Raw genomic sequence first — 25916 nt, forward strand, 5'->3', positions numbered from 1 at the left:
CTGGCCTGGATCCAGATCTCCTTGCCGCCCTTGCCGATGCGCTTGTACTGGCCGGCGTCGTATTCGCCGCGGCCGAGCTTGTCCCAGAACAGGCGGTAGTCAGTCGAGCTGCGATAGGCAGCGTCGACGAACATCGAATGATGCTGACCCTTGATCTCGTTCAGCGAGTAGCCCAGCGTGCTCAGGAAGTTTTCGTTGGCGTTCAGGATCTTGCCGTCCATCGTGAACTCGATGACCGCCTGCGCCTTGTTGATCGCCGCGATCTGGCCGCCGAAGTCCGCGTTGCGGACGACGTCCTCGGTGATGTCGGTGGCGTACTTGACGACTTTGAACGGCTTGCCGTCCGGGCCCATGATCGGGTTGTAGCTGGCCTGGATCCAAACCTCCTTGCCGCCCTTGCCGATGCGCTTGTACTGACCGGCGTCGTATTCGCCGCGGCCGAGCTTGTCCCAGAACATCCGGTAGTCATGGCTCTGGCGGTACGCCGCATCGACGAACATCGAGTGGTGCTGGCCCTTGATCTCGGCGAGCGTGTAGCCCAGCGTGGTCAGGAAGTTCTCGTTGGCGTTCAGGATCTTGCCGTCCATCGTGAATTCGATGACCGCCTGCGCCTTGTTGATCGCGGCGATCTGGCCGCTGAGATCGGCGTTCCTCATCACCTGCTCGGTGATGTCGGTCGCGAACTTCACCACGCGATACGGCTTGCCGTTCGCGTCCATCATCGGGTTGTAGCTGGCCTGGATCCAGACCTCCTTGCCGCCCTTTCCGATCCGCTTGTATTGCCCGGCATCGAACTCGCCGCGGCCGAGCTTGTCCCAGAACATCCGATATTCGTGGCTCTGGCGGTAGGCCGGGTCGACGAACATCGAGTGATGCTGGCCCTTGATCTCGGCGAGCGTGTAACCCAGCGCGTTCAGGAAATTGTCGTTGGCATCGAGGATCGTGCCGTCGAGTCCGAAGGTGATGACAGCTTGCGAGCGGTTCATGGCCGCGATCTGGGCCTGCATGTCCCTCGTCGCACCCGACGCCTCAGGTGCCTTGGCGGCAGCCGGCCGCGGGCGGCTGCTGCGCGCTCGTGCCTTGGTCTTGCTCGACGCGTTGTCCTCGCCCGGCGCACCGTCGGCCGTGAAGTCCTGCATGATGTTGTCCTCGTAAGTGTCGCTCATGACGATCTCGCAATTGTCTGTTGTGATTAGGTCAGGCGGCGACGGCCGCCGTACGCTTGATGGACTCGGTTGGCATTCCGAACAGGCCAGACAGCGACACCAGCGTCACCATCCGATCCTGGATCGCGACCAGACCTTCCAGGAACTGATCCTCGGTCGGCATGCCCATGTCCGGCACGTCGCGGATTTCCTTGGGATCGACGGAGATGATGTCCGACACGGTGTCGACCAGCAGGCCGACCGTGCGCGTGCCGGCCGCCACGATGATCACGACATGCATGTTGGTCGGCACGGTCACGCCGGTGCCGAACCTGGCGCGGAGATCGAAGATCGGAACGATGATGCCGCGCAGATTGATGACGCCGCGAACATGCGGCGGCGCGTTCGGGATCATGGTGGTTTCGGTCCAGCCCTTGATCTCGCGGACGACCATGATGTCGATGCCGTACTCCTCCTCGCCAAGCGTGAAGGTGATGAACTGCTGCACGTTCTCACTGACCGCCACGTCCTGGCCGAATTGCACGGCCGGCTTGTTATCAGGCTGCATGGGTCAAGTCCTTTTCGGTTTCAGTTGGAGCGTCCGGCGGCGGCAGCCTCATGGCCGTGCCGCGGACGTCGATCTCGTGCAGGCGGGCGACGTCCAGGATCAGCGCGACCCGGCCGTTGCCGAGAATTGTTGCGCCGCTGATGCCGTCGACGGGCTCGTAGTTGGCTTCGAGGCTCTTCACCACGACCTGCTGCTGGCCGAGCAGCTCATCGACGACGATGCCGACGCGGCCGGCGCTTTCGCTCTGGACGATGATCACGATGCCGCGGCAGGGATCGCCGATTGCGTCGCTGATCGAAAACAGCCGATGCAGATAGACCAGCGGCAGATATTCGCCGCGCAGCGCGAGCACGTGACCGCGGCCGACCACCGGATGAATGTCGGCGGTCTGCGGCCTGAGGTTTTCGACGATGGCGACGAGCGGAATGATGAACGTCTCACGGCCGACCGAGACGACCATGCCATCGACGACCGCAAGCGTGAGCGGCAGCGAGAGCGTGAACGACGAGCCGTGGCCGAAGCGCGATTTGACCGAGATTCGTCCGCCCAGCGCCTGCACGTTGCGCTTCACGACGTCCATGCCGACGCCGCGTCCGGAGATGTTCGAGATGACCTCGGCGGTTGAGAAGGCCGGCAGGAAGATCAGCTCGTTGATCTCGTCGTCGGTCAGATTGGCTCCCGCCGGAACCAGGCCACGCGCCTTCGCCTTGGCGAGGATCTTCTCCTTGTTGATACCGCGACCGTCATCCGATACTTCGATGACGATGCGGCCGCTGCGCTGCGCGGCGGAGAGGTGAATCGTCCCCTGCCGGACCTTTCCTGCGGCGATACGCTCGACCGGCGGTTCGATGCCGTGATCGAGCGCGTTGCGGATCATATGGGTGAGCGGATCGTTGAGCTGCTCGATGACCGTCTTGTCGATCTCGGTCATCTCACCCGAGGTGACGATGCGCACTTCCTTGCCCAGCGTGGCCGCGAGCTCGCGCACGATCCGGGGCATCCGCGCGAACACCGACTTCACCGGCTGGGCGCGGATCGCCATCACGCTTTCCTGCAGCTCGCGCGCGCTCTGCGCCAGCGCCTCGATGCCCTGGATGAGCTCCGGATATTTGTCGGCCGGCAGTCCGAGCCCCTGCTCCGTCAGCATCGCCTGGCTGATCACGAGCTCGCCGACGAGGTTGACCAGCCGGTCGACCTTGTCGACGTCGACGCGGATCGATTGCGCGACGCCGACGGCGGCGACCGTTGCGGCGACGGCGCCGGTGCTGTCGCTGGCGCCCGTCGTGTCGCTGGCAGCGGCCTCAGCGCGAGGCGCGGCGGGCTCCGACGATTCGATCTCGAGATCGCAATCGTCCTCGACGAACTCGAAGACGTCCTGGATCGCCGAACGCGGCACCGCCGTGTCGAGCGTGAACGACCAGTTGAGATAGGCCGCCTCGGGGTCGAGCGATTCGAGCGGCGGCAGGTTCGAGCCGTCCACTTCGGTGCTCAGCGAGCCCAGCTTGCCCAGCTGCCGGATCAGCAGCAGCGGCTCGTTGGCCTTCTTGAGCATCTCCGTGTGCGGGCGGAACCTGATACGGTAGGTCTGCTCGGTGAGGGTTTTCGCCTCCGGAACCGCAGGCGCCGACGCGACGTCTGCGGACTGGCCCGCCCCTTGCAGCGCATCGCGCATCGCCGCGCTGATATCGCCGCCGAAGTTCGGCGGCAGCTGCTGCTCCAGCCGGGCCGCATTCACGATGTCCGCGAGCGCGTCGCTCGCACGCAGGAGCAACTGCTTGATGTCGTGTGTCGCCGGGATCTTGTGATCGCGAAGAGCGTCGAGCAGGCTCTCGAACGTATGCGAGAACGCCACCAGATCCGTGCAGCCGAACGCGCCGGCGCCGCCCTTCACGGAGTGAACCGAGCGGAAGATCGCGTGCAGCGTCTCGTCGTCCTCCTGCCCGTTGGCCAGGAGCTCGAGGTTGGACTGCAGGGCGTCCATCAGCTCGGCGCATTCCTCGAAATAGGTCTTGCGGAACTGCGCAACCGGATATGCTTCGCTGTCTGATGTCACGGGCATACCCGGTTGACGGTCGCGATCAGTTGCTCCGGATTGAAGGGCTTGACGAGCCAGCCCGTCGCGCCGGCCGCCTTGCCGTCGGCCTTCTTGGTCCCGTCGCTCTCGGTCGTCAGAATCAGGATCGGCACGGCGCGGTGCTGGCTGCCGGAGCGCACGTTCTTGATCAGCGAAATGCCGTCCATGTTCGGCATGTTCAGATCGGTGATGATCAGATCGAACTTGCCGCCGGTCAGCACGTTGAGCGCCGCCTTGCCGTCCTCGGCCTCTGCCACATCGAAGCCGGCCTTCTTCAAGGTGAAGGCCACCATGTCGCGCATGGTCTTCGAGTCGTCGACTGCCAGAATTCGCTTGGTCATGTCATTCCATCCAATTTTCAAACTCGTTGCGAAGGCCCAGGTCGGCGATCGCCGTCCTGAACAGCTCCGATGCCTGCATGATCCTGAACGACCTGTTCGCGGCTCGCGCTCCGCGGCCCGCAGCAAGCAGGATCTGGACGCAAGGCGTCGACATCCGCTCCACACCGCTCGCGTCGAGCAGGATGTCGCCGGCGTTCGCGAGCTGGATCATCTCATCGCGCAGCTGCGCGGCCTGGGTCAGATCGAGCATTTGCGGAAGCGGATGAGCAGCGATCTGCGACTCGTCAGCTGCGCCAGGGTTCATCGTCATCATCGCGTCCGTCATTCTCGAAAATCCGTGGAGTGCTCCGGCCGCGGCGCAAATCACGCGGCGGGCAACTCCGGTGTTTGATGTCTTGCTGGCAGAGCTTCGATGCCTGCCGGAACTCATTCAAATTGTGTGGAAAGCGATTGTTGGACTGTTAAAGATGAGAGCCGTAATACTACGGCCGCTCTACCTGGGCGTGCCTGGCTTTCCGACAAAGCACCGCACTCTGTTGCAAGATGCTCTCAACTAAGCTCGATTCCGCACGGATTGCCGCCGGGTCATGCTGACGGAATTGACGCCAGCGACGATCCTCGGCCTCGATGCCGGCGTTCTGCCGTCGATGGCCGGTCGAAGGATGAAAGATGCAATGAAACATGACTTGTCAGCTCGGCGAATTCGCCAAGGCTGATAACAAGGCCATCGTTAAGGGAGTTGCCGCCCGGTGGTAGACCGAGGGCCCGGAAGACTACGGTACCGGGCGCCAGGCAGACAGGTCGACGAGGACACGGCCCCGTGTGCACGCTTCAGGGCGCAGTGCGGGAGTCAGCGCTGGCAGGGATGCGCCGCCCGGTCGGAGCGAGCGCCGACTGCACCGCAGTGTCACTGCCGGCGGACGTGCTGACGCCGCCGGCAGTATTCGAGATGTCAGCGACGCTGATTGTAGACGTCGATGCAGACGGCGCCGAGCAGCACCAGGCCCTTGATGACCTGCTGATAATCGATGCCGATGCCGAGGATCGACATGCCGTTGTTCATCACGCCCATGATCATGGCGCCGATCACGGCGCCGCCGACGCGGCCGACGCCGCCATAGGCCGAGGCGCCGCCGATGAAGCAGGCCGCGATGACGTCGAGCTCGAAGCCGAGGCCGGCCTTCGGGGTCGCGGTGTTGAGACGGGCGGCGAAGATCAGGCCGGCCAGCGCCGCCAGCACGCCCATGTTGACGAAGGTCAGGAACACCAGCCGCTCGGCCTTGATGCCCGACAGCTTGGCCGCCTTGGCGTTGCCGCCGACCGCATAGATCTGCCGGCCGACCACGGTGCGGCGCGTCATGAAGCCGTAGAGCGCGATCAGCGCCACCATGATCACCAGCACGTTGGGCAGGCCGCGATGCGAGGCGATCAGGTAGGTGAAATACATCAGCACACCGGCGAGCACGACGTTCTTGGCGGCGAACACGCCGAACGGCTCGACGTCGATGCCGTGCTCGACCTCACGCGCGCGGCCCTTGACGCTGGCATAGACCAGGATGAGCGTCAGGACGGCGCCGATCGCGAGCGACGTCGGATTGAGGTGGGCGGCGCCGGGAAACAGCTCCGGAATGAAGCCGGACGAGAGTTTCTGGAAGGTCGCCGGGAACGGACCGACCGACTGTCCCTGCAGCAGCGCCAGCGCCAAGCCCTTGAACACCAGCATTCCGGCCAGGGTGACGATGAAGGAGGGAATGCCGAAATAGGCCACCCAATAGCCTTGCGCCGCGCCGATCACGCCGCCGACAATCAGGCAGGCGATGATCGCGAGCGGGAAGTCGACGTGGTAGCGCACCATCAGCACGGCGGCGACCGCGCCGACGAAGCCCGCGACCGAGCCGACCGACAGGTCGATATGCCCGGTCACGATCACCAGCAGCATGCCCAGCGCCATGATGACGATGTAGCTGTTCTGCAGCACCAGGTTGGTGAGGTTGAGCGGCTGCAGCAGGGTGCCGTCGGTCATGATCTGGAAGAACAGCATGATGACGAACAGCGACATCAGCATGCCGTAGCTGCGCAGATTGTTCTTCAGAAAGCCGGCGTGGGGCTTCTCTTCCGGGAGTGAAACCGTCTTGTCGGTCATGGCTGGTGTCCTCCCGGCCGCTTAGGCGGCCGTCTCCTGGTTCGTAAGGGCTTCGTTGCGCATGATGGCGCGCATGATCTTTTCCTGCGTCGCGTCCTTGCCGGCGAATTCGCCGACGAAGGCGCCGTCATTCATGACGCAGATCCGGTCGCAGATTCCGAGCAGCTCCGGCATTTCCGACGAGATCACCACCACACCCCGGCCGGCGTCCGCAAGCTCCTGGATGATACAGTAGATCTCATATTTGGCGCCGACGTCGATGCCGCGGGTGGGCTCGTCCAGGATCAACACCTTGGGATCGGTCATCAGCCATTTCGACAGCACGACCTTCTGCTGGTTGCCGCCGGAGAGCTGGCCGGCCTCCTGGTAGACATCCGAGCAGCGGATGCGCATGCGGCCGCGGTAGCCGGACGCCGCCTTGAGCTCGGCGATGTCGTCGATCACGCCCTTCGGCGCGACCTGGCCGAGGCTGGCGAGGGTGATGTTCTTGCGCACGTCATCGGCAAGGATCAGGCCGAGTTGCTTGCGGTCCTCGGTCACATAGGCGAGGCCGGCGTCGATCGCCGCCGGCACGCTGGTGAGATTGACATCGCGGCCTTCCAGCCGGGCGCGGCCCGAGATGTTGACGCCCCAGGAGCGGCCGAACAGGCTCATCGCGAATTCGGTGCGGCCGGCGCCCATCAGCCCGGCGATGCCGACGATCTCGCCGCGGCGCACCTCGAAGTCGACGTTCTTGATGACGCGCCGGTCCGGGTGCTGCGGATGGAACACCGTCCAGTTCTCGACCGTGAACACCGGCTCGCCGATGTCAGGCTGGCGTTCGGGGAAGCGGTGCGCCATGTCGCGGTTGACCATGCTCTTGATGATGCGGTCCTCGAGCACCGGCTCGGCGCGGCAGTCGATGCCGTCGACGCTGCGGCCGTCGCGCAGCACGGTGATGCGGTCGGCGACGCGGGCAACCTCGTTCAGCTTGTGCGTGATCAGGATCGACGAGATGCCCTGCTCGCGGAAGGCGACGAGACGGTCGAGCAGCGCGGCGCTGTCAGCCTCGTTGAGGCTTGCGGTCGGCTCGTCCAGGATCAGCAGCTTGACGCGCTTGGACAGCGCCTTGGCGATTTCGACCAGCTGCTGCTTGCCGACGCCGAGATCGGTGATCAGCGTATCCGGGGATTCCTTCAGGCCGACCTGGGCCAGCAATTGCTGGGTGCGGCGGTAGACCTCGTCGCGATCGATGACCCCGAAGCGCGACGGCGCGTGCGACAGGAAGATGTTCTCCGCGATCGACATCAGCGGGATCAGCGCGAGCTCCTGGTGGATGATGATGATGCCGAGCGCCTCGGAATCATTGATGTCGCGGAACTTTCGCTCCTCGCCCTCGAAGATGATCTGGCCTTCGTAGCGGCCATGCGGATAGACGCCGCTCAGCACCTTCATCAGGGTCGACTTGCCGGCGCCGTTCTCGCCGACCAGCGCGTGGATCTCGCCGGGCTCGACGGTGAAGCTGACGTCGCGCAGGGCCTGCACGTTTCCAAAGCTCTTGCTGACGTTGCGCATTTCCAGGATTGCGGTCATCGTCTCGTGTCCCTGTTCATGACGCCACTCGCCGCCGCCGCGCGAGCTTCAAATAAGATGTCCCCCTCCCCGGAGACCGGGGAGAGGGTTGCTCGACTCTTAGACCAGGATCACTGGAACTGCGACTTCTTGTAGTAGCCGCTCTCGACCAGGACCTTCTCCCAGTTGCTCTTGTCGACCACGACCGGCTTGAGCAGGTAGGACGGAACGACCTTGACGCCGTTGTTGTAGGTCTTGGTGTCGTTGACCGGGACTTCCTTGCCGGCCAGCGAGGCGTCGACCATGTCGGCGGTCACCTTGGCGAGATCGCGGGTGTCCTTGAAGATGGTCGAGTACTGGTCGCCGCGCAGCATCGCCTTGATCGACGGCACCTCGGCGTCCTGGCCGGAGATCACCGGCATCGGCTGATCGGCGCTGCCATAGCCCACGCCCTTCAGCGAGGAGATGATGCCGATCGAGAGGCCGTCATAGGGCGACAGCACCGCGTCGACGCGCTTCTTGCCGTAGAAGGCGCTCAGCAGATTGTCCATGCGGGCCTGGGCGGTGGCGCCGTCCCAGCGCAGGGTCGCGACCTTGTCCATGCCCTTCTGGCCGGAGCCGATCACGAGCTTGCCGGAGTCGAGATAGGGCTGCAGCACCGACATCGCGCCGTTGTAGAAGAAGTAGGCGTTGTTGTCGTCCGGCGAGCCGCCGAACAGCTCGATGTTGAACGGCCCCTTGCCGTCCTTCAGGCCAAGCTTGTCGACGATCGACTGCGCCTGCAGCACGCCGACCTGGAAGTTGTCGAACGTCGCGTAATAGTCGAGGTTCGGCGTGTCGCGGATCAGGCGGTCATAGGCGATCACGGTGATGCCCTTGGCCTTGGCCTGCTTCAGCACGTCGGACAGCGTGGTGCCGTCGATCGCCGCGATGACCAGCACCTTCGCGCCCTTGGTCACCATGTTCTCGATCTGCGAGAGCTGGTTCGGAATGTCGTCCTCGGCATATTGCAGATCGGTGGCGTAGCCGCGATCCTTCAGCACCTTGACGATGTTGTTGCCGTCGTCGATCCAGCGCGCCGAGGATTTGGTCGGCATCGCGATGCCGACGGTCCCCTTGCTCTGGGCCATGGCGGCGCTGGACAGCGCCAGAGCGCCGAGGCCGGCCAAAGCGGCGGCCATGATGGTCTTGAAATTCAGCATGCTTCACTCCCTCTTGGATTTTCGAACTCTTGAGTTTTCGAACTCTTGGATTTTCGAATTTCGATAAGACATACGCGATTGCGTATCTTGATACCAGCTGGCTGTTAGGCTGAACGACGCTTGACTGATTGTTCCTCCTCTCAGATCGACAGCACGACGTCAGGCTCGGCGCGTCCCCGGGCGCCGACGTCGAGCAGAAAGGTCTGGCCATGGCCCGGGTCGGCCGCCTTGGCCGCCGCGTCCATGTCCTGCCAGGCCGAGGTGACCAGCAGGCGCGACAGCTCAGGGCCGACGAAAGCCGGACAACTCGCCTGAACAGCCGGAACCGCGATGGATCGCAGATGCTCGCCCTGCGGGCTGTAGACGTCGACACAACCGCCGCCCCAGCGCGCGTTCCAGATCCGCCCCTCGGCATCGACCACGGCGCCGTCGAGTCCGCCGATGCCGGTATGGCGCAGCAGCACTTCCGGCTCACCGTGCGGCAGACCGGTCTGCGGGTCGAGCGCCACGCGGTAGAGCACGTTCTCGTCAGTATCGGCGAAATAGCCGATCGCGCCGCCTGCCGAGAAGCAGATCGCGTTGGGAATCGTGATGTTGGGAAACAGGCGAATGATCTCGCCGCGATGCAGCGCGTAGATCGCGCCGAGCCCGCGCTCGGCCTTGCGGCCCATGGTGCCGATCCAGAACGTGCCGGAGGGATGCACGCGCGAGTCGTTCGACCGTGTCGCCGGATTGTCGGCTTCCAGCGGCCGATACAGCGACATTGCGCCGTCGGCGATGCTGCGGATGTAGAGCCCATCCTCGGCCACGATCAGTTGCCTGGAGGCGTCGATACGACCAAGCGCGCTCGCCATTTTTCCGAGCCCGTGGCGGCGCACCTTCCCCGTGCCGATCACGGCCTCGAACAGGAGGCCCTCGCGAATGTCGAACCACCAGGCGGTGTCGGTGGCCGGATCATAGGTCGGGCCCTCACCGAGATGGCAATGCTCGGCGCAGAGCACGGTGGTCGGCACCTGCTCGATCATGCGGACGCTCCCGCCGTCGAGAAGCGATACACGATCTCGTGCTTATAGACGTCGTCGGGCCCAAGACGGGGGCTCGGAAAGTCCGGGCGGTTCGGGCTGTCCGGCCAGACCTGCGGCTCCAGGCACACGGCGTCGGATTGGCGATACACGCGTCCCTTGCCGCTGACGGTCGCGTCGATGTAGTTGCCGGAATAGACCTGCAGGCCGGGCTGATCCGTGTGCAACTCCATGACCCGCCCCGAGCGCGGCGACTCCAGCCGGGCTGCGAAGCGCACGCCAACACCATCGCGCAGACAGTAATTGTGGTCATAGCCGCGGCCGCACTTGATCTGCGCATCGTCGGCCCGGATGCGCGCGCCGATCGGCTGCGCCTCGCGAAAGTCGAATGGCGTCCCAGCGACCGCATGCGGCGGTCCCTCCAGCGGGATCGCCGTCTCGTCGATTGCGAGGTAGTGGTCCGCCGCGAGCGTCAGACGATGATCGAGAATGTCGGTGCCGGCCGTGAGGCCGTCGAGATTGAAGAAGCTGTGATTGGTCAGGTTGACGACCGTCGTGCGGGTCGTCCGGGCGCTGAAGCTGATGGCCAGCTCCATCGGCCCGGTCAGCTGATAGGTGACGCGGACGTCGAGCCGTCCTGGATAATTCGCCTCGCCGTCGGGACTGACATAGAGCATCGTGACCGAGGGGTGATCGCCATCCTCGGTGGCAACGATCTGCCAGAGCTTGCGGTCGAAACCGTCAGGGCCACCATGCAGGGCATGGGCGCCATTGTTGGCGTCGAGGCGGATCTCCTGACCGTCGAGCGAAAAGCGCGCCTTGGCGATCCGGTTGGCGTAGCGACCGACCGTTGCGCCGAAAAACCTGCGAAGCCTGACGTAGCTCAGCAGATCGTCATGACCGAGCACGACATCGTCGACGGCGCCATGCGCATTCGGCACCAGCAGCGCCTGCAGCGCCGCGCCGAACGTGATGATCCGCGCTTCGAAACCGCGAGCGCCACGCAAGGTGACGCGCTCGACCTCACGGCCGTCCGGCAGGCTGCCAAACACATCCCTGGTGATCGCAGGCTCTGCCATGGCTTAGTCCTCGAACGGCTCGACGATGTGGCGACGGCCGAGCAGGAAGGCGTCGGCCACCAGCCGCAGCGGCGCCAGGTCGACGTCACCAGCCCCGGTCTTCGTCAACTCGACGAAGCGGCGATAGAGGCCGGGATACTCCCGCTCCTTCTCGTCGATCATCACCTGATCATCCAAGGTCATCTGCGCTCCGCCCAACGACAGCTTCAGCTGTCCGGCATCGGTCTCGATGCGGATGTCCCAGCTCTGCGGCCCGGTCTGGCGGAAGTCGAACTCGGCCGCGATCGGCAGCTCGCTCGCCGTGGACATGGCGATATTCGCCGCGATCGGCGCCTGGCAATTCGACGGGAACGACAGCTCGGCCTCGGTCACGAACACCGGCTCGGGCAGGATGCGCGTCAGGATCGACAGCGCGTTGATCCCGGGATCGAACACGCCGAGCCCGCCCGGCTCCCAGATCCAGGCCTGCCCCGGATGCCAGACACGGACGTCCTCCTTCCAGTCGATGCGGACGCTGCGGATCTGGCGCGCCGACAGCCACTGCCGCGCCGGCTCGACGGCGGGCGCGTAGCGCGAGTGCCAGGTCGCAAACAGCGTGCGCTGCTTCTTGGCGGCGAGCACGACCAGCGGATCGAGCTCGCTCACGGCGGCGCCCGGCGGCTTCTCCAGCATCACATGCTTGCCGGCCTCGAGCGCGACCAGCGCCTGGGCGCGGCGCACCTGCGGCGGCGTGCATAGCGACACCGCGTCGATCTCCGGCCCGTCGCGCAAGAGTTCCTCGATCGAGCCGAAATGCGGCAGGCCTGGCAGCGAAGCGTTGCGGCTCGCCACCGCGGTCAGGGTCACACCCTCGGTGGCGGCGATCGCCGGGACGTGCTGGTCTTTGGCGATCTTGCCGAAGCCGACGATGGCGACACGAAGCTCGCTCATCTCTAGCGCCCCCAGCGCAGTACGAGCGGATCGAGCCGGCGCGCGATCTCGATCAGGCCCTTTTGCGTCGCCGGATGGATCGGCGGCTGCGGCGCACGCAACGTGTCGTGCTTGATCACGCCGCCCTCCTTCATCAGGATCTTGCAGGTCGCAAGCCCGCACTGGCGGTTCTCGTAGTTGATCAGCGGCAGCCAGCGCTCATAGGCCGCGGCAGCCGCGTCGCGATCGCCTGCGAAATACGGATCGATGATCTTGCGGATGCCATCCGGATAGCCGCCGCCGGTCATCGCGCCGGTGGCGCCGGCTTCGAGATCGGCCATCAGGGTGATCGCCTCCTCGCCGTCCCACGGGCCCTGGATGTCAGCGCCGCCAGCCTCGATCAGCGCGCGCAGCTTGTCGGCGGCGCGCGGCACCTCGATCTTGAAATAAGCGAGGTTCTCGATCTCCTTGGCCATGCGCGCGAGCAGCGGCACCGACAGCGGCGTGCCCGCGACCGGCGCGTCCTGCACCATGATCGGAATCGAGATCGCATCCGACACGCCGCGATAGAACTCATAGATCGAGCTGTCGGGCACGCGGAAGGTCGCGCCGTGATAGGGCGGCATCACCATGACCATCGCGGCGCCCTTGTCCTGGGCGCGGCGCGAGCGCTCGGCGCAGACGAAGGTCGAGAAATGTGTGGTCGTGACAATGATCGGCACACGGCCCGCGACATGCTCCAGCACCGTGGTCATGACGAGATCGCGCTCGTCATCGGTCAGCACGAACTGCTCGGAGAAATTGGCGAGGATGCAGATGCCGTGCGAGCCGGCATCGATCATGAAGTCGATCGCGCGCTTCTGGCCCTCGAGATCGAGACGGCCATCGGCATCGAACACGGTCGGCGCCACCGGGAAGACGCCCTTGTAGAGCTTTTTGGCGGAAGCGGTCATGGGCACCTCTTTAGTGATTGTCGCGCGGCACCGGCGAGCCGGTGCGGCCGACCAGGAAGTCGAAATCCACGCCGCGATCGGCCTGCAGCACGTGATCGATGTAGAGCTTCTGATAGCCGCGGTCGGCATGCGGCTTCGGCGGCGTCCAGGCGGCGCGGCGCGCGGCGAGCTCCTCGTCGCTGACATGCAGATGCAGCCGGCGGCCGGGAACGTCGAGCGTGATCATGTCGCCGTTCTTCACCAGCGCCAGCGGTCCGCCGACGGTGGCTTCGGGCGCGACATGCAGCACGACGGTGCCGTAGGCCGTGCCGGACATGCGCGCATCCGAGATGCGGATCATGTCGCGCACGCCCTGGCGCAGCACCTTCGCCGGCAGCGGCATGTTGCCGACTTCGGCCATTCCCGGATAGCCCTTCGGGCCGCAGTTCTTCAGCACCATGATGCAGGACGCGTCGATGTCGAGATTGTCGTCATCGACCGCGTCATGCATCTCCTCGACGCTCTCGAACACGACGGCGCGCCCAGTGTGGTTCATCAGTTCCGGCGAGGCCGCGGACGGCTTGATGACCGCGCCGTTAGGCGCGAGGTTGCCGTTGAGGATGGCAATGCCGGCCTCGGTCTTGAACGGCGTCTCGAACGGCGTGATCACATCGGCATTGTAGTTCGGCGCCTCGGCCACGTTGTCCCACAGCGTCTTGCCGTTGACGGTGCGCGCGTCCTTGTGCAGCAGGCCGCGCTCGCCGAGCGCACGCAGCACCGCCGGCAGGCCGCCGGCGTAATAGAAATCTTCCATCAGGAAGCGGCCCGATGGCATCAGGTCCACCAGGCAATGCACGTCGCGGCAGAGCCGGTCGAAATCGTCCAGCGTCAGCTCGACGCCGACACGGCCGGCGATGGCGAGCAGATGCACCACCGCATTGGTCGAGCCGCCGATCGCCGCCAGCGTCCGGATCGCGTTCTCGAACGCCTGGCGCGTCAGGATGTCCGACGGCTTGAGATCTTCGTTGACCATCTCGACGATGCGGCGGCCAGCCATCCGCGCGAGCAGGTTGCGGCGCGCGTCCGCGGCGGGGATCGCGGCATTCTCAGGCAGGCCGATGCCGAGCGCCTCGACCATCGAGGCCATCGTGGAGGCCGTGCCCATCGTCATGCAGCTGCCGGCCGAGCGGTTCATGCCGGCCTCGGCCTCATGGAACTCCTTCAGCGTGATCTCGCCGGCCCGCAGCTGCTCGCTCATCGAGATGATATTGGTGCCGGAGCCGATGATCTGGCCGCGATAGACGCCGCGCAGCTGCGGGCCGCCGGAGACGCCGATCGCCGGCAGGTCGGCCGAGGCCGCGCCCATCAAGAGCGCCGGCGTGGTCTTGTCGCAGCCCATCAGCAGCACGACGCCGTCGAGCGGATGCGCGCGGATCGCCTCCTCGACGTCCATCGAGGCGAGGTTGCGGAACAGCATCGCGGTCGGGCGCATCGTCACCTCGCCGAGCGAGGAGACCGGGAATTCGAGCGGATAGCCGCCGGCATCGAGCACGCCCTGGCGGACGTGCTCGGCGATGACGCGGAAATGCGCGTTGCAGGGCGTCAGCTCCGACCAGGTGTTGCAGATGCCGATCACCGGACGGCCTTCGAAGCGGTCCTGGGGCGTGCCGCTATTCTTCAGGAATGAGCGATAATAGAAGCCCATCTTGTCCTGGCGGCCGAACCACGCCTGGCTGCGCAGCTGCTTGTCTGATTTGTCGTTGCTCATTCCTGGTCCGTTCGTGCGGCCGATTGCGCATGACGCCGCCGGCCGTTGTAGATGACTTCGATCATAGCCTCCGAGGCGCCCTCGGGATCTCCATTGGCGATCGCATCAATGATGCGCTGGTGCCAGACCAGCACGGTGTCGCGATCGGCGGTCTCGACCGGGGCGCTCAAGACGAAGGAGGCACGCAGTGCCGCCTCGATGACCGCGCCGATGGAGCGCATGAAGGGATTGCCGGACGCATTGGCGATCGCGATGTGCAGGGCGAGGTCGGCGTCGGCGAAGGCGACCGAGGTCGACGGCTCGCGCTCCATCTTCGCCATCGCCGTGCGCATGGCGGCGACGTCGTCCTCGCTGCGGCGTTCGGCCGCGAGCGCTGCCGCGCGTGGCTCGATCGCAAGCCGGATCTCGGCGAGGTCGGCGAGGAAGCGCTTGTCGATGCCGGCGTCGAGGTGCCACGCCAGCACGTCCGGGTCGAACATGTTCCAGGCGGAGCGCTCGCGCACGACGGTGCCGACGCGCGCCTTGGTCGAGAGCAGGCCCTTGGCCACCAGCGTCTTGACGCTCTCGCGCAGCACCGGCCTGGAGACCCCGAACGTCGCCGTCAGCTCGGCATCGCCCGGCAACCGTGCGCCCTCGCCGAGCCGGCCCGAGATGATGTCGATGCCGATGCTGCGGGCGACCTCGGCGTGGTTGGAATGGGCGCGCCGGGTCGGAATCGAAACGATATGCGGCGACGTCATGTCGGCGCCCCAGCCGGCTTGGCGCCAGCCGGTTTGAGAGATGAGCGGCGCGCGAGCGCCATCAGACCTTGCTGCAGCGCAATGAAGACGAACAACAGAACCCCCGTGGCGATCTTGGTCCACCAGCTCGACAGCGTGCCGTCGAAATTGATGTAGGTCTGGATCATGCCCTGGATCAGGACGCCAAGGAAGGTGCCGATGACGGAGCCCTGCCCGCCCGTCAACAAAGTTCCGCCGATCACGACGGCCGCGATGGTATCGAGCTCGACACCGACCGCCGACAGCGAATAGCCGGCGGCCGTATAAAAGGAGAAGACGATGCCGGCGAGGCCCGCGAGCACGCTGGACAGCATATAGATTCGGATCGTCATCGACCCGACCGGGATGCCCATCAGCGCCGTCGCGGCGCGGCTGCCGCCGAGCGCATAAACGTTGGCGCCGAACCGCGTCAGGTGCAGCAGCAGCGCACACAGCACCAGGATCACCAGCATCGCAATCGCGATCGCGGTGAGCCGCCCGCCGCCCGGCAATCTGATCGCAAAATCCGAAACGGCGCTGTAGATCGGCGCGGTGATCGGAATCGACTCGGTCGACAAAAGGAAGCTGATGCCGCGCGCCAAAAACATGCCGGCGAGCGTCACGATGAAGGGCGGCAGCTCGAAGACGTGGATGACGGTGCCCATCGCGGCGCCAAACAGCGCACACAGCACCAGCACCATCGCGAAGGCGGCGAGCGGCGGAATGCCCCAGCGCTCGATCGCGAGCGCCGTGAACACGGTGGTGAAGCCGATCACCGAGCCGACCGACAGGTCGATGCCCCCGGAGATGATGACGAAGGTCATGCCGGCCGCGACGATGCCGAGGAAGGCGTTGTCGGTGAGCAGATTGGCGACGACGCGGGTCGAGGCGATGTTCGGGAACTGCAGCGCGCAGAGCGCGAAGCCGGCGACCAGCACGAAGGCGGTGATCGCAACCGAGGTCGAGGCTTTCATGACTTCGTCCTCCGCCAGCGCGCGGTGAAGCGCGAGAGATCGCCGAGCCGCGGCGACTGCGCCAGCAGCACGGCCAGCACGACGACGGCCTTGACCAGCAGATTGAGCTCCGGCGGATAGCCTGAGAGGAGAATGCCGGTATTCATGGCCTGGATGATCAGTGCGCCGGCCACCGCCAGCACCAGGCTGAAGCGGCCGCCGAACAGCGAGGTGCCGCCGATCACAACCGCGAGGATCGCGTCGAGCTCGAGCCAGAGACCGGCGTTGTTGGCGTCAGCGCCCATGATATCAGCCGCGGCGATCACGCCTGCCAGCGACGCACACAGGCCGCACCAGACATAGACCGAGAGGATCATCGCGCGCGTGCCGACGCCCGACAGTTCGCTGGCGCGGGCATTGCCGCCGGTCGCCTCGATCAGGAGCCCGAGCGCGCTGCCGCGTACGACCGCCGCCGTCACCAGCAGCATGCCCAAGGCGATCACCACCGGTGTCGGCAGGCCGAGCACGGCGCCATTGCCCATCCACACCAAATCCGGCGAGGTGAAGGTGACGATGCGCCCTTCGGTGATGAGCTGCGCGATGCCGCGGCCCGCGACCATCAGGATCAGGGTGGCGACGATCGGCTGGATGCGCAGCACGGCGACGAGGATGCCGTTCCACAATCCGCACGTCAGGCCGACGGCAAGCGCGGAGGCGAGCACGACCGGCAGCGAATGGGTGTCGGCGAGGCTCGCCGCCGTGGCTCCGGCGATCGCCATGACGGCGCCGACCGACAGATCGATACCGCCGGTCGCGATCACCAGCACCATGCCGAGCGACAACAGCGCTACGGGCGTGCCGCGGTTGAGCACGTCGATCACGCTGCCGAACAGCCGGCCGTCCTGCAGGTGCAGGTTGAAGAACTGCGGCGATACCAGACGATTGATCATCAGGATGACGATCAATGCCAGAACCTGCGCAAAGCCGCGGCGGGGAATGCGAAGCATCATGATGCGACCTCGCGCGCCGGCGCAGTGTCGGCGGCGATCGCCGCGAGGATGCTGGAGACCTCGATCGCGTCGCCCTTCAGCTCCTCGACATGTTCGCGATCGCGCAGCACCACGACGCGATTCGAGTAGGTGACGATCTCATCCAGTTCCGATGAGATGACGAGCAACGCAAGACCCTGGTCGCACAGTTCGCGGACGAGCCGAATGATCTCGGCGTGCGCGCCGACATCGATGCCGCGGGTCGGCTCGTCCAGCACCAGCAGCTTCGGCGATGTCGCCAGCCAGCGCGCGAGCAGCGCCTTCTGCTGATTGCCGCCCGACAGCAGCCCGATCGGCCGCTCCGGATCCGGCGGGCGGATGTCGAGCATGCGGATGTAGCGCATCGCGATCTCGTCCTGCTCGCGCCGCGACAGCGGACGATGCAGCCCGCGCCGCGCCTGCAGCGCCAGCACGATGTTCTCGCGCACCGTGAGATCGGCGACGATGCCCTCGGTCTTGCGCTCCTCCGGGCAGTAACCGAAGCCGAAGCCTGCGCCATCGCGCGGCGAGTTCAACTTGATCGCCTTGCCGTCGATCGTGGCCTCGCCGCTATCGGCGCGCTCGGCGCCGAACACCAGCCGCGCCGTCTCGGTGCGGCCGGAGCCGAGCAGGCCGGCGAGCCCGACGACTTCGCCGCAGCGGAGCTCCAGATCGAACGGCGCGACATAGCCCTGCTTGCCGTATCGCTTGAAGCTGACGCAGACCTCGCGGGCCGTGTCGGGCTGGCTCGCGGCCCTCTCATGGGTGGTCTCGGCGAGCTCGCGGCCCAGCATCATGCGGATGAGGTCGAGCCGCGGCAGGTCGGCGATGTCGCGCGAGCCGATCAGCCGGCCGTTGCGCAGCACGGTGACGCGGTCGCAGATCTCATAGACCTGATCGAGGAAATGGCTGACGAAGACGATGCCGATGCCGCGATCCGCCAGCTTGCGCATCACGTTGAAGAGGATCTCGACCTCGTGACGATCGAGGCTCGCGGTCGGCTCGTCGAGAATGAGCACGCGCGCCGACAGATCGACCGCGCGCGCGATGGCCGTGATGTGCTGGACCGCAACCGAGTAGCTCGAAAGCGGCGCGCCGACATCGATGTCGAGACCGTAGTCGAGCAGCAGCGCACGCGCACGCCGCTTCATCTCGCCCTCGCGCACGACCCCGAAGCGCGTCGGCTGGCGGCCGAGAAACAGGTTCTGCGCCACCGACAGGTTCGGCAGCAGGTTCACTTCCTGATAGACGGTGGCAATGCCCGCATCCACGGCATCCTTGGCCGAGCGCGGCGCGATCTCGCGGCCAGCGAGCCGCACTGTGCCGGCGTCGCGCGCGAACACGCCAGTGACGACCTTGATCAGGGTCGACTTGCCGGCGCCATTCTCGCCCAGCAGCGCGTGGATCTCGCCCTCACCCAGCGTGAAGTCGACGCCATCGAGCGCTTTCAGCGTACCGAAGCTCTTCGACAGGCCACGGATGTCCAGCAGGGCTGGACGCGTGGCCGGCGGAGCTGAAAAATCTGACATGACGAACTACACGGGCTACTTGGCCAACATCCGGAAAGCTGACGCCCGCGAAAAGTTCGGGCGTCAGCGATCTACCTCCGTCGTCCCGGCGAGCGCCGGGATCCATACCGCGGATTGGTCGATCGAGGCACTTGGCCAATGCCGTGGGCCTCATCAGCGTTGGTGGCTATGGGTCCTGACTTTCGCCAGGACGACGGCAACAGCACAGACCGGGACTTAGTAGCCCAGGCCCTTCTTGCTGTCGTAGACCTTCATCGGCTCGTCGGCCGACGTATAGAGCTTCGACTCGGTCTGGATCCACTTCGGCGGAACCGTGCCCTTCTCCTTGAAGGCAACGATGGCATCAAAGGCCGGGCCGGCCATGTTCGGCGTCAGCTCGACGGTCGCATTGGCTTCGCCGGCGGCGATCGCCTTGAAGATGTCCGGCACCGCGTCGATCGAGACGGTCAGGATGTCCTTGCCCGGCTTCAGGCCGGCTTCCTTCATCGCCTGGATCGCGCCGACCATCATGTCGTCGTTGTGGGCGTAGACGGCGCAGATCGACTTGCCACCGTTCTCGGCCTTGATGAAGCTCTCCATCACTTCCTTGCCCTTGGCGCGGGTGAACTCGCCGGTCTGGCTGCGCACGACCTTCAAATTGGCGTTCTTGGCGACGACGGAGTCAAAACCCTTCTTGCGGTTGGTGGCGACGCTGGCGCCGACCGTGCCCTGCAGCTCGACGACGTTGCAGTCCTTGCCGGCCACGGTCTTGGCGAGCCACTCGCCGGCGACCGCGCCTTCATGCACGCTGTCGGAGGTGACGGCCGTCAAATAGAGGTCCTTGCCCGAGGGATCGATGTCGCGGTCGAGCAGCACGACCGGGATCTTGGCTTCCTTGGCTTCCTTCAGCACGGCGTCCCAGCCGGAGGCGACGACCGGCGCGAGGAAGATTGCGTCCACGCCCTGCGCGATGAAGGAGCGGATCGCCTTGATCTGATTTTCCTGCTTCTGCTGGGCGTCGGCGATCTTCAGGTTGATCTTGCGCTTGGCGGCTTCCGACTTCGAGACGGAGGTCTCGGCGGCGCGCCAGCCGGATTCCGATCCGATCTGCGAAAAGCCGACGGTCAGCTCCGCGGCACTGGCGGAGGTCGCGAGCAGCAAGGCGGCCGTTGCCGAGGCCGCAAAGAGGGCTTTCAGGGTCATCAGACGTTCTCTCCCACAAAGTATCTGTTGATGCGGCGCCGCTTGATAGCGGTGTCTTCGCACCGTTCTCGCCAGCTCAAAGGACTGACGGGTTCGTTATTCCACGGAACCTCTGGCCTGACTAGTCATATTATTTGACTGTAATACTTTTTGAGCAGCCTGCATTCGGCACACGCCTGCTCATGCCTGTGCGCTGCAGCAAATTAGCTGCAGGCCTCGCATCGATTGGAAGCTGGTGAAGACGCCTCAGCGCAGCCGCGTTGCCTCGCGCGCACGCTGCTCGATCACAGCCCACGCGCCAGCCTTGATGTCGGCCGCGGGCGCCACCCAGGAGCCGCCGATCGCAACGACCTTCTTGTGTGCGAGCCATTGCGCCGCGTTGCCGGCGTTGATGCCGCCGGTCGGACAGAAGCGCACATTCGGGAACGGACCAGCCAGCGCATCGAGGGCCGCGAGTCCACCGGCGGGCACTGCGGGGAAGAACTTGACCAGCTCATAGCCGCGCGTCACGCAGGCGATCAGGTCGGAGGGCGTCTGGATGCCCGGCGCGAACGGCAGCTCGCCGGCGTTGGCGGCCTCGAGCAGATCGATCGACATCCCCGGACTGATCGCAAACGCTGCACCGAGCTTCGCCGCATGCTCGTAGTCAGCGGGCGTCAGCACGGTGCCGATGCCGACCTTCGCCTCCGGCACATCGCTGATGATGGCGCGCGCCGCATCGAAGCCTGCCTGCGTGCGCAAGGTGATCTCGATGACACGCAGGCCGCCGCTGACGAGCGCCCGCGCGAGCGGCACGGCCTGCGAAGCGTCGTCGATCGTGATCACCGGGATCACCGGCGCCAGCGCAAACACCGCCTCGAGCCTCGCGCGCTTGTCCGAACTGCTCATCACGCCTCGCTCAATGTCAGAATGTCCCGCGGCATCGCGGTCGCCGGGATCACGGCGCCCGGCGCCATGATCACGGCGCCGGCCAGCCGATGCCCCGCCAACGCCGCTTTGCGCGGCGGCGCGCCGTTGATCCGTGCGGCCAGATAGCCCGCGTTGAAGGAATCGCCGGCCGCCGTGGTGTCGATCGGCTGCAGCACGGCGGGCGGCGCGATATCGACCAGCACGCCATCGGCGTGAATCAGACAACCGCGGGGGCCGCGCTTGACCACCACCTCGCTCACGCCCGCGTCCTTAAAGCGGCGCAGGCAGACCGAGGCGTCGGCATCGCCGAACAGCATCTGCTCGTCCTCGAGCGTCGGCAGCGCGATGTCGACCAGCGGCAGGATGGCGCGAAACGCGCGCTGCGCCACCTCGCGGCTGGCCCAGCCGCGCGGCCGGTAGTTGCCGTCGAACACCACGCGCGCCCCGCGCTTGCGCGCGACCGTGAGCAACTCGCGCAGCTTGGCCTTGCCGGTCTCGCCATACAGCGACAGGCTGATGCCGGAGAGGTAGATCCACTCGAAGCGCGAGAGCCGGTCGAGCATGTCGCGGTCGGCGCGGTCGAACAGCTCGCGCGCCGGCGCGCGATCGCGCCAATAGAGGAAGCTGCGCTCCCCCCGGGCGTCGCGCTCGATCATGTAGAGGCCGGGCACGCGGCCTTCGACGAGCAGCACCTCGGAGGTGTCGATGCCTTCCGCCTGCCAAGCCTTCAGCATCGTCGCGCTCAGCGGATCGTCGCCGAGCGCCGTCACGTAGGAGGTGGGCACGCCGAGCCGCGACAAATAGAGCGCCGTGTTGAGCGTGTCGCCGCCGAAGCCGCGCCTGAACAGCGAGCCATCCTCCTGCGCGAACTCCACCATGCACTCTCCGATGCAGGCGACTCTCATCGGCGTCAATCCCACGATCAAAACGTCAAATGAACCTTCATCGACCGGCTACGATCGCTGGCGAGCTCGAAGGCGGAAATTGCCTCCTGGAATGGCAACGTCGCCGAGATCAGCGGCTTGACGTCCAGCAGTCCCTCGCCCATCAGCCGCAGCGCCAGCGCGAACTCACGGTCGAACCGGAACGTGCCGCGCAATTGCAGCTCCTTCGTGACCAGCGTGTTGACCGGCAAGGTCATCTCGCCGCCGAGCCCGAGCTGGACGATGACGCCGCCCGGCCTCATGACGTCGAGCGCGGAGCGCAGCGCGACCTGGTTGCCGGAGGCCTCGAACAGCACGTCGAACGTGCCCTTCCCCGCGCGCCACGGATCGAGCGCTGCCGGATCAGCCCCGACATTCAAGGCATGGCTGGCGCCGAGCTTGCGTGCCACCGCGAGCGGCGCTTCGGCGACATCGGTAGCGACGATCTCGGCCGCGCCGCCGTAGCGCGCGACCAGGATCGAGAGCGCGCCGATCGGACCGCAGCCTGTGACCAATATGCGCTTGCCCAGCAGCGCGCCGGCCTGATGCGCGGCATGCAGGCACACCGACAGCGGCTCAGCCATCGCGGCCTCGCCTGGTGACAGCGATGGCGCGATCGGCACCGCCTGCGAGGCATCGACGGTGACGAATTCGCGGAAACCGCCCTGCACGTGAGGATCGCGCATCGCGCTGCCCATGAAGCGCATGTCCAGGCACTGGTTGCGCAGGCCCTCGCGACAGTAGGAGCACGTGCCGCAAGGCAGGCTCGGATTGACGGCGACGCGGGTGCCTTCCGACAGGCCGGTCACGCCGGGGCCGACCGCGGCCACGTGGCCTGCAATCTCATGGCCCAGCGCCATCGGCTGCTTGATGCGCACGGTGCCGAAACCGCCATGATGGTAATAATGCAGGTCCGAGCCGCAGATGCCACCGGCCTCGATCTTCACCCGGACCTCGCCCGGCCCCGGTGCGGGATCCGGGAAGCTGTCGATGCGCAGATCCCTGGGCGCGTGAATCACGACGGCACGCATCGGGCGGTTCTCCCTGTCTGGTCTTGTCCGCCGATCCTAGACCACGACGCGATCAGACCGGCAAGCGGTTGATGGCCGCAACCGCCGTCATGACGCCGCGGATTTCGGCAAGGCCCTTCAGGCGCCCGACCAGCGGATAACCGGGATGCGTGCCGCGGCCGATGTCGTCGGCCAGCTCGTGGCCGTGATCGGGCCGGAACGGGATGCGCCAGTCCGGCTCGCCCTCGGCCTTGCGGCGGGCCTGCTCCTTCAGCAGCGTCGTGACGACGTTAACCATGTCGACATCGCCGCGCAGATGCTCCGCCTCCATGAACGAGCCGTCGAGCATCTTGGTCACGTTGCGCAGATGCACGAAGCGGATCTGCGGAGCGAAGCGCTCCGCCAGCGCCGGAACGTTGTTCTGGCCGCCGGCCCCGAGCGCGCCGGTGCAGAAGGTGAGGCCGTTGGCCTTTGACGGTGCGGCATCGACGATGAACTGGAGATCGTCGGCTGACGACACCACGCGCGGCAGACCGAACAGATCGCGCGGCGGATCGTCGGGATGCACGCACAGGCTGACGCCGCATTCCTCCGCCGTGGGCACCACCTCGCGCAGGAAGCGCGCGTAGTTGGCGCGCAGCTCGGCATGGCCGATGCCGCGATACTTGTCCAGCATCCGGCGCACGCCGGGCACGTCATAGCGATCATAGGCCCCGGGCAGCCCCGCCATGATGGTCGCGAGCAGCCGGTCCTTGTCGGATTCCGAGGCCTGCGCCACCCAGGTTTTCGCGCGGTCGAGCACGTCGGACGAGAACTCGGCCTCGGCGCCGGGACGCTGCAGGATATAGCAATCGAAGGCGGCGAGGCGGTCGGCATCGAACCGCAGCGCGGTCGCGCCGCCCGGCAGGCGGAAGGCGAGCTCGGTGCGGGTCCAGTCCAGCACCGCCATGAAATTGTAGCAGACCGTGGTGATGCCGCAGCCGGCGAGGTTTCGCAGCGACTGCCGGTAGTTGTCGAACAGCGATGTCAGATCGCCTTCGCCGAGCTTGATCGCTTCCGACACCGGCAGGCTCTCGACCACGCTCCAGCGCAACCGCAGCGATGAGTCACCTTCGATCAGACCGATACGCTTGATGATCTCGTCCGTGCTCCACACCACGCCATAGGGAATGTGATGCAGCGCCGTCACGATGCCGGTCGCGCCGGTCTGGCGGACCTGCGGCAAGGTGATGGGATCATCCGGTCCGAACCAGCGCCACGTCTGTTGCATATCGTCCACCTCTCTGCAGCCGGAGCGGCTGATCATTCACCGCTTCCGGCTTGACGCCTACGCCACGGCGTTCGACATGTTCAAGCACAATAGACCGAATGCCACAAAGTCCGGCTCATCTTGCAAGGCCCCGCATGGATCGTCTCAGCCCCTCGACGCTCGACCGCCTGTCCGCCGGCATTCTCAAGCCGAATTACGACCGCACGGCGGTCGCGACCGGCATCATCCATCTCGGGCTCGGCGCCTTCCACAGGGGCCATCAGGCGGTCTACACCGATGCGCTGCTGCGGGACGATCCGCGCTGGGGCATCCTCGGCGTCTCCCTGCGCTCGCCCGACACCCGCGATGCGCTGCAGCCGCAACGCGGGCTGTACAGCGTGACGGCGAGCGACGGCACTGGTGATCAGCGCCGCGTGATCGGTGCGCTCACCGGCCTTGCCGTCGCGCCGGAGGATCCGGCCGGCCTGCTCGCGCGTCTCGCCGATCCGGCCGTGCGCATCGTCTCCACCACGGTCACCGAGAAGGGCTACAGCCACGATCCGGCCACCGGCGCGCTGCGTGCCGACGATCCCGACATCCGGCACGACAGCCTCAACCCCGGTCAGCCGCGCAGCACGCTCGGCTTCATCGTCGGCGGCCTGCGGCTGCGGCGCCAGGCTGGCCTGCCGCCCTACACCGTGCTGGCCTGCGACAATCTTCCGGCCAATGGCCACACCTTGCGCGGCCTCGTCATCGCCTTTGCCGAGTTGCTCGACCGCGATCTCGCGCGGTGGATCGCGGACACCGTCCGCTTCCCCTCGACCATGGTCGACCGCATCGTGCCGGCCACCACGGATGCGGACCGCACCGAGGTCAGCGCCGCGCTCGGCCTCGACGATGCCTGGCCTGTCGTCACCGAGCCGTTCAGCCAATGGGTGATCGAGGACACTTTCGGCGGCGAGCGCCCGGCCTGGGACATCAGTGGCGCGCAGTTCGTGCACGACGTCGCGCCGTTCGAGCTGATGAAGCTGCGGCTGCTCAACGGCGCGCATTCGACGCTCGCCTATCTCGGCCATCTCATGGGCTGTCAAACCGTCGCCGAGGCGATGGCCGAGCCGGATCTCGCCGGTCTGGTCGAGGAGATGATGCGCGAGGAGGTGACGCCGACCTTGCCAGCGCTCGGCGGTTTCGACGTCACCGCCTATCGCGCGGCGCTGCTGCAGCGCTTTCGCAATCCCGCGCTCAAGCACCGCACCGTGCAGATCGCGATGGACGGCACCCAGAAGCTGCCGCAGCGCCTGCTCGGCACGATCAGCGACCGGCTCGCGCGTGGGCTTCCGATCACGCGTCTCGCCCTCGCCGTTGCGGGATGGATGCGCTATGTCAGCGGCACAGACGAGCATGGCCAGCCCATCGCGCTGCGCGATCCGCTGTCGTCGCAGCTGCGCGCGCTGGCCGATCAGGCGGGACCGCTCGCCAATCGGCTCGCACCGGCGCTGCTGTCGCTCGCATCGGTGTTCGGCCGCGAGCTGCCGAGCAATCCTCGCTTCGCCGGGGCGGTCGAAACAGCGTTGGACAGTCTGCTCACGGCAGGAGTGCGGGCCACAGTGGCGCAGACCCGCCGCGCCGCGCGCTGATCGC

General features: G+C 66.1%; 23 protein-coding genes. 1 reads left to right on the forward strand and 22 read right to left on the reverse strand.

Annotated features, from left to right (window positions below; all coding sequences use genetic code 11):
* From BRAO375_RS29850 to uxuA, 22 genes are all read right to left on the reverse strand, one after another.
* On the reverse strand, positions 1–1166 hold a 1166-nt coding region (locus BRAO375_RS29850; RefSeq protein WP_502688982.1), incomplete at its 3' end, for a PAS domain S-box protein.
* Between the two features lie 31 nt (positions 1167–1197).
* Entirely contained in the window at positions 1198–1713 is a 516-nt protein-coding gene (locus BRAO375_RS29855; RefSeq protein WP_008960138.1) for a chemotaxis protein CheW, read from the reverse strand.
* Complete coding sequence (locus tag BRAO375_RS29860; protein ID WP_009031156.1) at positions 1703–3772, reverse strand: chemotaxis protein CheA; 2070 nt, start codon at positions 3770–3772, stop codon at positions 1703–1705. The genes BRAO375_RS29855 and BRAO375_RS29860 overlap by 11 nt, the downstream gene beginning before the upstream one ends.
* The gene (locus BRAO375_RS29865) at positions 3763–4128 is read right to left on the reverse strand and encodes a response regulator (protein WP_009031157.1); all 366 of its coding nucleotides are present in this window, start codon (positions 4126–4128) and stop codon (positions 3763–3765) included. The genes BRAO375_RS29860 and BRAO375_RS29865 overlap by 10 nt, the downstream gene beginning before the upstream one ends.
* 1 nt (position 4129) lies before the next feature.
* A complete protein-coding gene (locus BRAO375_RS29870; RefSeq protein WP_009031158.1) occupies positions 4130–4453 on the reverse strand; it encodes an STAS domain-containing protein in 324 nt (107 codons plus the stop codon).
* Between the two features lie 627 nt (positions 4454–5080).
* A complete protein-coding gene (mmsB, locus tag BRAO375_RS29875) occupies positions 5081–6271 on the reverse strand; it encodes a multiple monosaccharide ABC transporter permease (RefSeq protein WP_009031159.1) in 1191 nt (396 codons plus the stop codon).
* A gap of 21 nt (positions 6272–6292) precedes the next feature.
* Positions 6293–7843, reverse strand: a complete 1551-nt coding sequence (gene mmsA, locus BRAO375_RS29880) for a multiple monosaccharide ABC transporter ATP-binding protein (RefSeq protein WP_009031160.1) — start codon at positions 7841–7843, stop codon at positions 6293–6295.
* 110 nt (positions 7844–7953) lie between these two features.
* Positions 7954–9024 (reverse strand): multiple monosaccharide ABC transporter substrate-binding protein, encoded by a 1071-nt coding sequence (gene chvE, locus BRAO375_RS29885; protein WP_009031161.1) that lies wholly within the window; start codon positions 9022–9024, stop codon positions 7954–7956.
* Between the two features lie 140 nt (positions 9025–9164).
* Complete coding sequence (locus BRAO375_RS29890; RefSeq protein WP_009031162.1) at positions 9165–10049, reverse strand: SMP-30/gluconolactonase/LRE family protein; 885 nt, start codon at positions 10047–10049, stop codon at positions 9165–9167.
* Positions 10046–11125, reverse strand: a complete 1080-nt coding sequence (locus BRAO375_RS29895; protein ID WP_009031163.1) for an aldose epimerase family protein — start codon at positions 11123–11125, stop codon at positions 10046–10048. The genes BRAO375_RS29890 and BRAO375_RS29895 overlap by 4 nt, the downstream gene beginning before the upstream one ends.
* A gap of 3 nt (positions 11126–11128) precedes the next feature.
* Positions 11129–12055 (reverse strand): Gfo/Idh/MocA family protein, encoded by a 927-nt coding sequence (locus BRAO375_RS29900; protein WP_009031164.1) that lies wholly within the window; start codon positions 12053–12055, stop codon positions 11129–11131.
* Between the two features lie 2 nt (positions 12056–12057).
* A complete protein-coding gene (locus tag BRAO375_RS29905) occupies positions 12058–12987 on the reverse strand; it encodes a dihydrodipicolinate synthase family protein (RefSeq protein ID WP_035643053.1) in 930 nt (309 codons plus the stop codon).
* Between the two features lie 10 nt (positions 12988–12997).
* Positions 12998–14734 (reverse strand): IlvD/Edd family dehydratase, encoded by a 1737-nt coding sequence (locus BRAO375_RS29910; protein WP_035643056.1) that lies wholly within the window; start codon positions 14732–14734, stop codon positions 12998–13000.
* Positions 14731–15474: a FadR/GntR family transcriptional regulator gene (locus BRAO375_RS29915; protein WP_009031167.1), complete on the reverse strand. Its 744-nt coding sequence runs from the start codon at positions 15472–15474 to the stop codon at positions 14731–14733. The genes BRAO375_RS29910 and BRAO375_RS29915 overlap by 4 nt, the downstream gene beginning before the upstream one ends.
* Positions 15471–16466 (reverse strand): galactofuranose ABC transporter, permease protein YjfF, encoded by a 996-nt coding sequence (yjfF, locus tag BRAO375_RS29920; RefSeq protein WP_009031168.1) that lies wholly within the window; start codon positions 16464–16466, stop codon positions 15471–15473. Before yjfF ends, BRAO375_RS29915 begins: the two co-directional genes overlap by 4 nt.
* Positions 16463–17455, reverse strand: a complete 993-nt coding sequence (locus tag BRAO375_RS29925) for an ABC transporter permease (RefSeq protein ID WP_009031169.1) — start codon at positions 17453–17455, stop codon at positions 16463–16465. The genes yjfF and BRAO375_RS29925 overlap by 4 nt, the downstream gene beginning before the upstream one ends.
* The gene (locus BRAO375_RS29930) at positions 17452–19002 is read right to left on the reverse strand and encodes a sugar ABC transporter ATP-binding protein (RefSeq protein ID WP_009031170.1); all 1551 of its coding nucleotides are present in this window, start codon (positions 19000–19002) and stop codon (positions 17452–17454) included. Before BRAO375_RS29930 ends, BRAO375_RS29925 begins: the two co-directional genes overlap by 4 nt.
* A 216-nt stretch (positions 19003–19218) precedes the next feature.
* On the reverse strand, positions 19219–20184 hold the full coding sequence (gene ytfQ / locus BRAO375_RS29935; RefSeq protein ID WP_035643059.1) for a galactofuranose ABC transporter, galactofuranose-binding protein YtfQ: 966 nt from the start codon (positions 20182–20184) through the stop codon (positions 19219–19221).
* Between the two features lie 246 nt (positions 20185–20430).
* Positions 20431–21075: a bifunctional 4-hydroxy-2-oxoglutarate aldolase/2-dehydro-3-deoxy-phosphogluconate aldolase gene (gene eda / locus BRAO375_RS29940; RefSeq protein ID WP_009031172.1), complete on the reverse strand. Its 645-nt coding sequence runs from the start codon at positions 21073–21075 to the stop codon at positions 20431–20433.
* Positions 21072–21968 carry a sugar kinase gene (locus tag BRAO375_RS29945; protein ID WP_009031173.1) on the reverse strand — a complete coding sequence of 299 codons (897 nt, stop codon included), beginning with the start codon at positions 21966–21968 and terminating at the stop codon, positions 21072–21074. Before BRAO375_RS29945 ends, eda begins: the two co-directional genes overlap by 4 nt.
* A gap of 47 nt (positions 21969–22015) precedes the next feature.
* The gene (locus BRAO375_RS29950) at positions 22016–23047 is read right to left on the reverse strand and encodes an L-idonate 5-dehydrogenase (RefSeq protein WP_009031174.1); all 1032 of its coding nucleotides are present in this window, start codon (positions 23045–23047) and stop codon (positions 22016–22018) included.
* Between the two features lie 52 nt (positions 23048–23099).
* The gene (uxuA, locus tag BRAO375_RS29955) at positions 23100–24296 is read right to left on the reverse strand and encodes a mannonate dehydratase (RefSeq protein ID WP_009031175.1); all 1197 of its coding nucleotides are present in this window, start codon (positions 24294–24296) and stop codon (positions 23100–23102) included.
* Positions 24297–24430: 134 nt separating this feature from the next.
* Here uxuA and BRAO375_RS29960 point away from each other — a divergent pair, with 134 nt between their 5' ends.
* Positions 24431–25912, forward strand: coding sequence for a mannitol dehydrogenase family protein (locus BRAO375_RS29960; protein WP_009031176.1), 1482 nt, complete (start codon positions 24431–24433; stop codon positions 25910–25912).
* Positions 25913–25916 lie beyond the last annotated feature (4 nt).

Origin of the sequence: Bradyrhizobium sp. ORS 375 (genome assembly GCF_000239775.1) — a bacterium.
Lineage (GTDB): Bacteria > Pseudomonadota > Alphaproteobacteria > Rhizobiales > Xanthobacteraceae > Bradyrhizobium.

Coding starts and splice junctions, on each gene's coding strand:
- BRAO375_RS29900 (WP_009031164.1), bottom strand. CDS start 12,055: ATGAGCGAGCTTCGTGTCGCCATCGTCGGCTTCGGCAAGATCGCCAAA.
- BRAO375_RS29915 (WP_009031167.1), bottom strand. CDS start 15,474: ATGACGTCGCCGCATATCGTTTCGATTCCGACCCGGCGCGCCCATTCC.
- BRAO375_RS29960 (WP_009031176.1), top strand. CDS start 24,431: ATGGATCGTCTCAGCCCCTCGACGCTCGACCGCCTGTCCGCCGGCATT.
- BRAO375_RS29930 (WP_009031170.1), bottom strand. CDS start 19,002: ATGTCAGATTTTTCAGCTCCGCCGGCCACGCGTCCAGCCCTGCTGGAC.
- ytfQ (WP_035643059.1), bottom strand. CDS start 20,184: ATGACCCTGAAAGCCCTCTTTGCGGCCTCGGCAACGGCCGCCTTGCTG.
- BRAO375_RS29925 (WP_009031169.1), bottom strand. CDS start 17,455: ATGATGCTTCGCATTCCCCGCCGCGGCTTTGCGCAGGTTCTGGCATTG.
- BRAO375_RS29905 (WP_035643053.1), bottom strand. CDS start 12,987: ATGACCGCTTCCGCCAAAAAGCTCTACAAGGGCGTCTTCCCGGTGGCG.
- BRAO375_RS29865 (WP_009031157.1), bottom strand. CDS start 4,128: ATGACCAAGCGAATTCTGGCAGTCGACGACTCGAAGACCATGCGCGAC.
- BRAO375_RS29860 (WP_009031156.1), bottom strand. CDS start 3,772: ATGCCCGTGACATCAGACAGCGAAGCATATCCGGTTGCGCAGTTCCGC.
- chvE (WP_009031161.1), bottom strand. CDS start 9,024: ATGCTGAATTTCAAGACCATCATGGCCGCCGCTTTGGCCGGCCTCGGC.
- BRAO375_RS29950 (WP_009031174.1), bottom strand. CDS start 23,047: ATGCGTGCCGTCGTGATTCACGCGCCCAGGGATCTGCGCATCGACAGC.
- BRAO375_RS29855 (WP_008960138.1), bottom strand. CDS start 1,713: ATGCAGCCTGATAACAAGCCGGCCGTGCAATTCGGCCAGGACGTGGCG.
- uxuA (WP_009031175.1), bottom strand. CDS start 24,296: ATGCAACAGACGTGGCGCTGGTTCGGACCGGATGATCCCATCACCTTG.
- BRAO375_RS29895 (WP_009031163.1), bottom strand. CDS start 11,125: ATGGCAGAGCCTGCGATCACCAGGGATGTGTTTGGCAGCCTGCCGGAC.
- mmsB (WP_009031159.1), bottom strand. CDS start 6,271: ATGACCGACAAGACGGTTTCACTCCCGGAAGAGAAGCCCCACGCCGGC.
- BRAO375_RS29910 (WP_035643056.1), bottom strand. CDS start 14,734: ATGAGCAACGACAAATCAGACAAGCAGCTGCGCAGCCAGGCGTGGTTC.
- yjfF (WP_009031168.1), bottom strand. CDS start 16,466: ATGAAAGCCTCGACCTCGGTTGCGATCACCGCCTTCGTGCTGGTCGCC.
- BRAO375_RS29870 (WP_009031158.1), bottom strand. CDS start 4,453: ATGACGGACGCGATGATGACGATGAACCCTGGCGCAGCTGACGAGTCG.
- mmsA (WP_009031160.1), bottom strand. CDS start 7,843: ATGACCGCAATCCTGGAAATGCGCAACGTCAGCAAGAGCTTTGGAAAC.
- BRAO375_RS29890 (WP_009031162.1), bottom strand. CDS start 10,049: ATGATCGAGCAGGTGCCGACCACCGTGCTCTGCGCCGAGCATTGCCAT.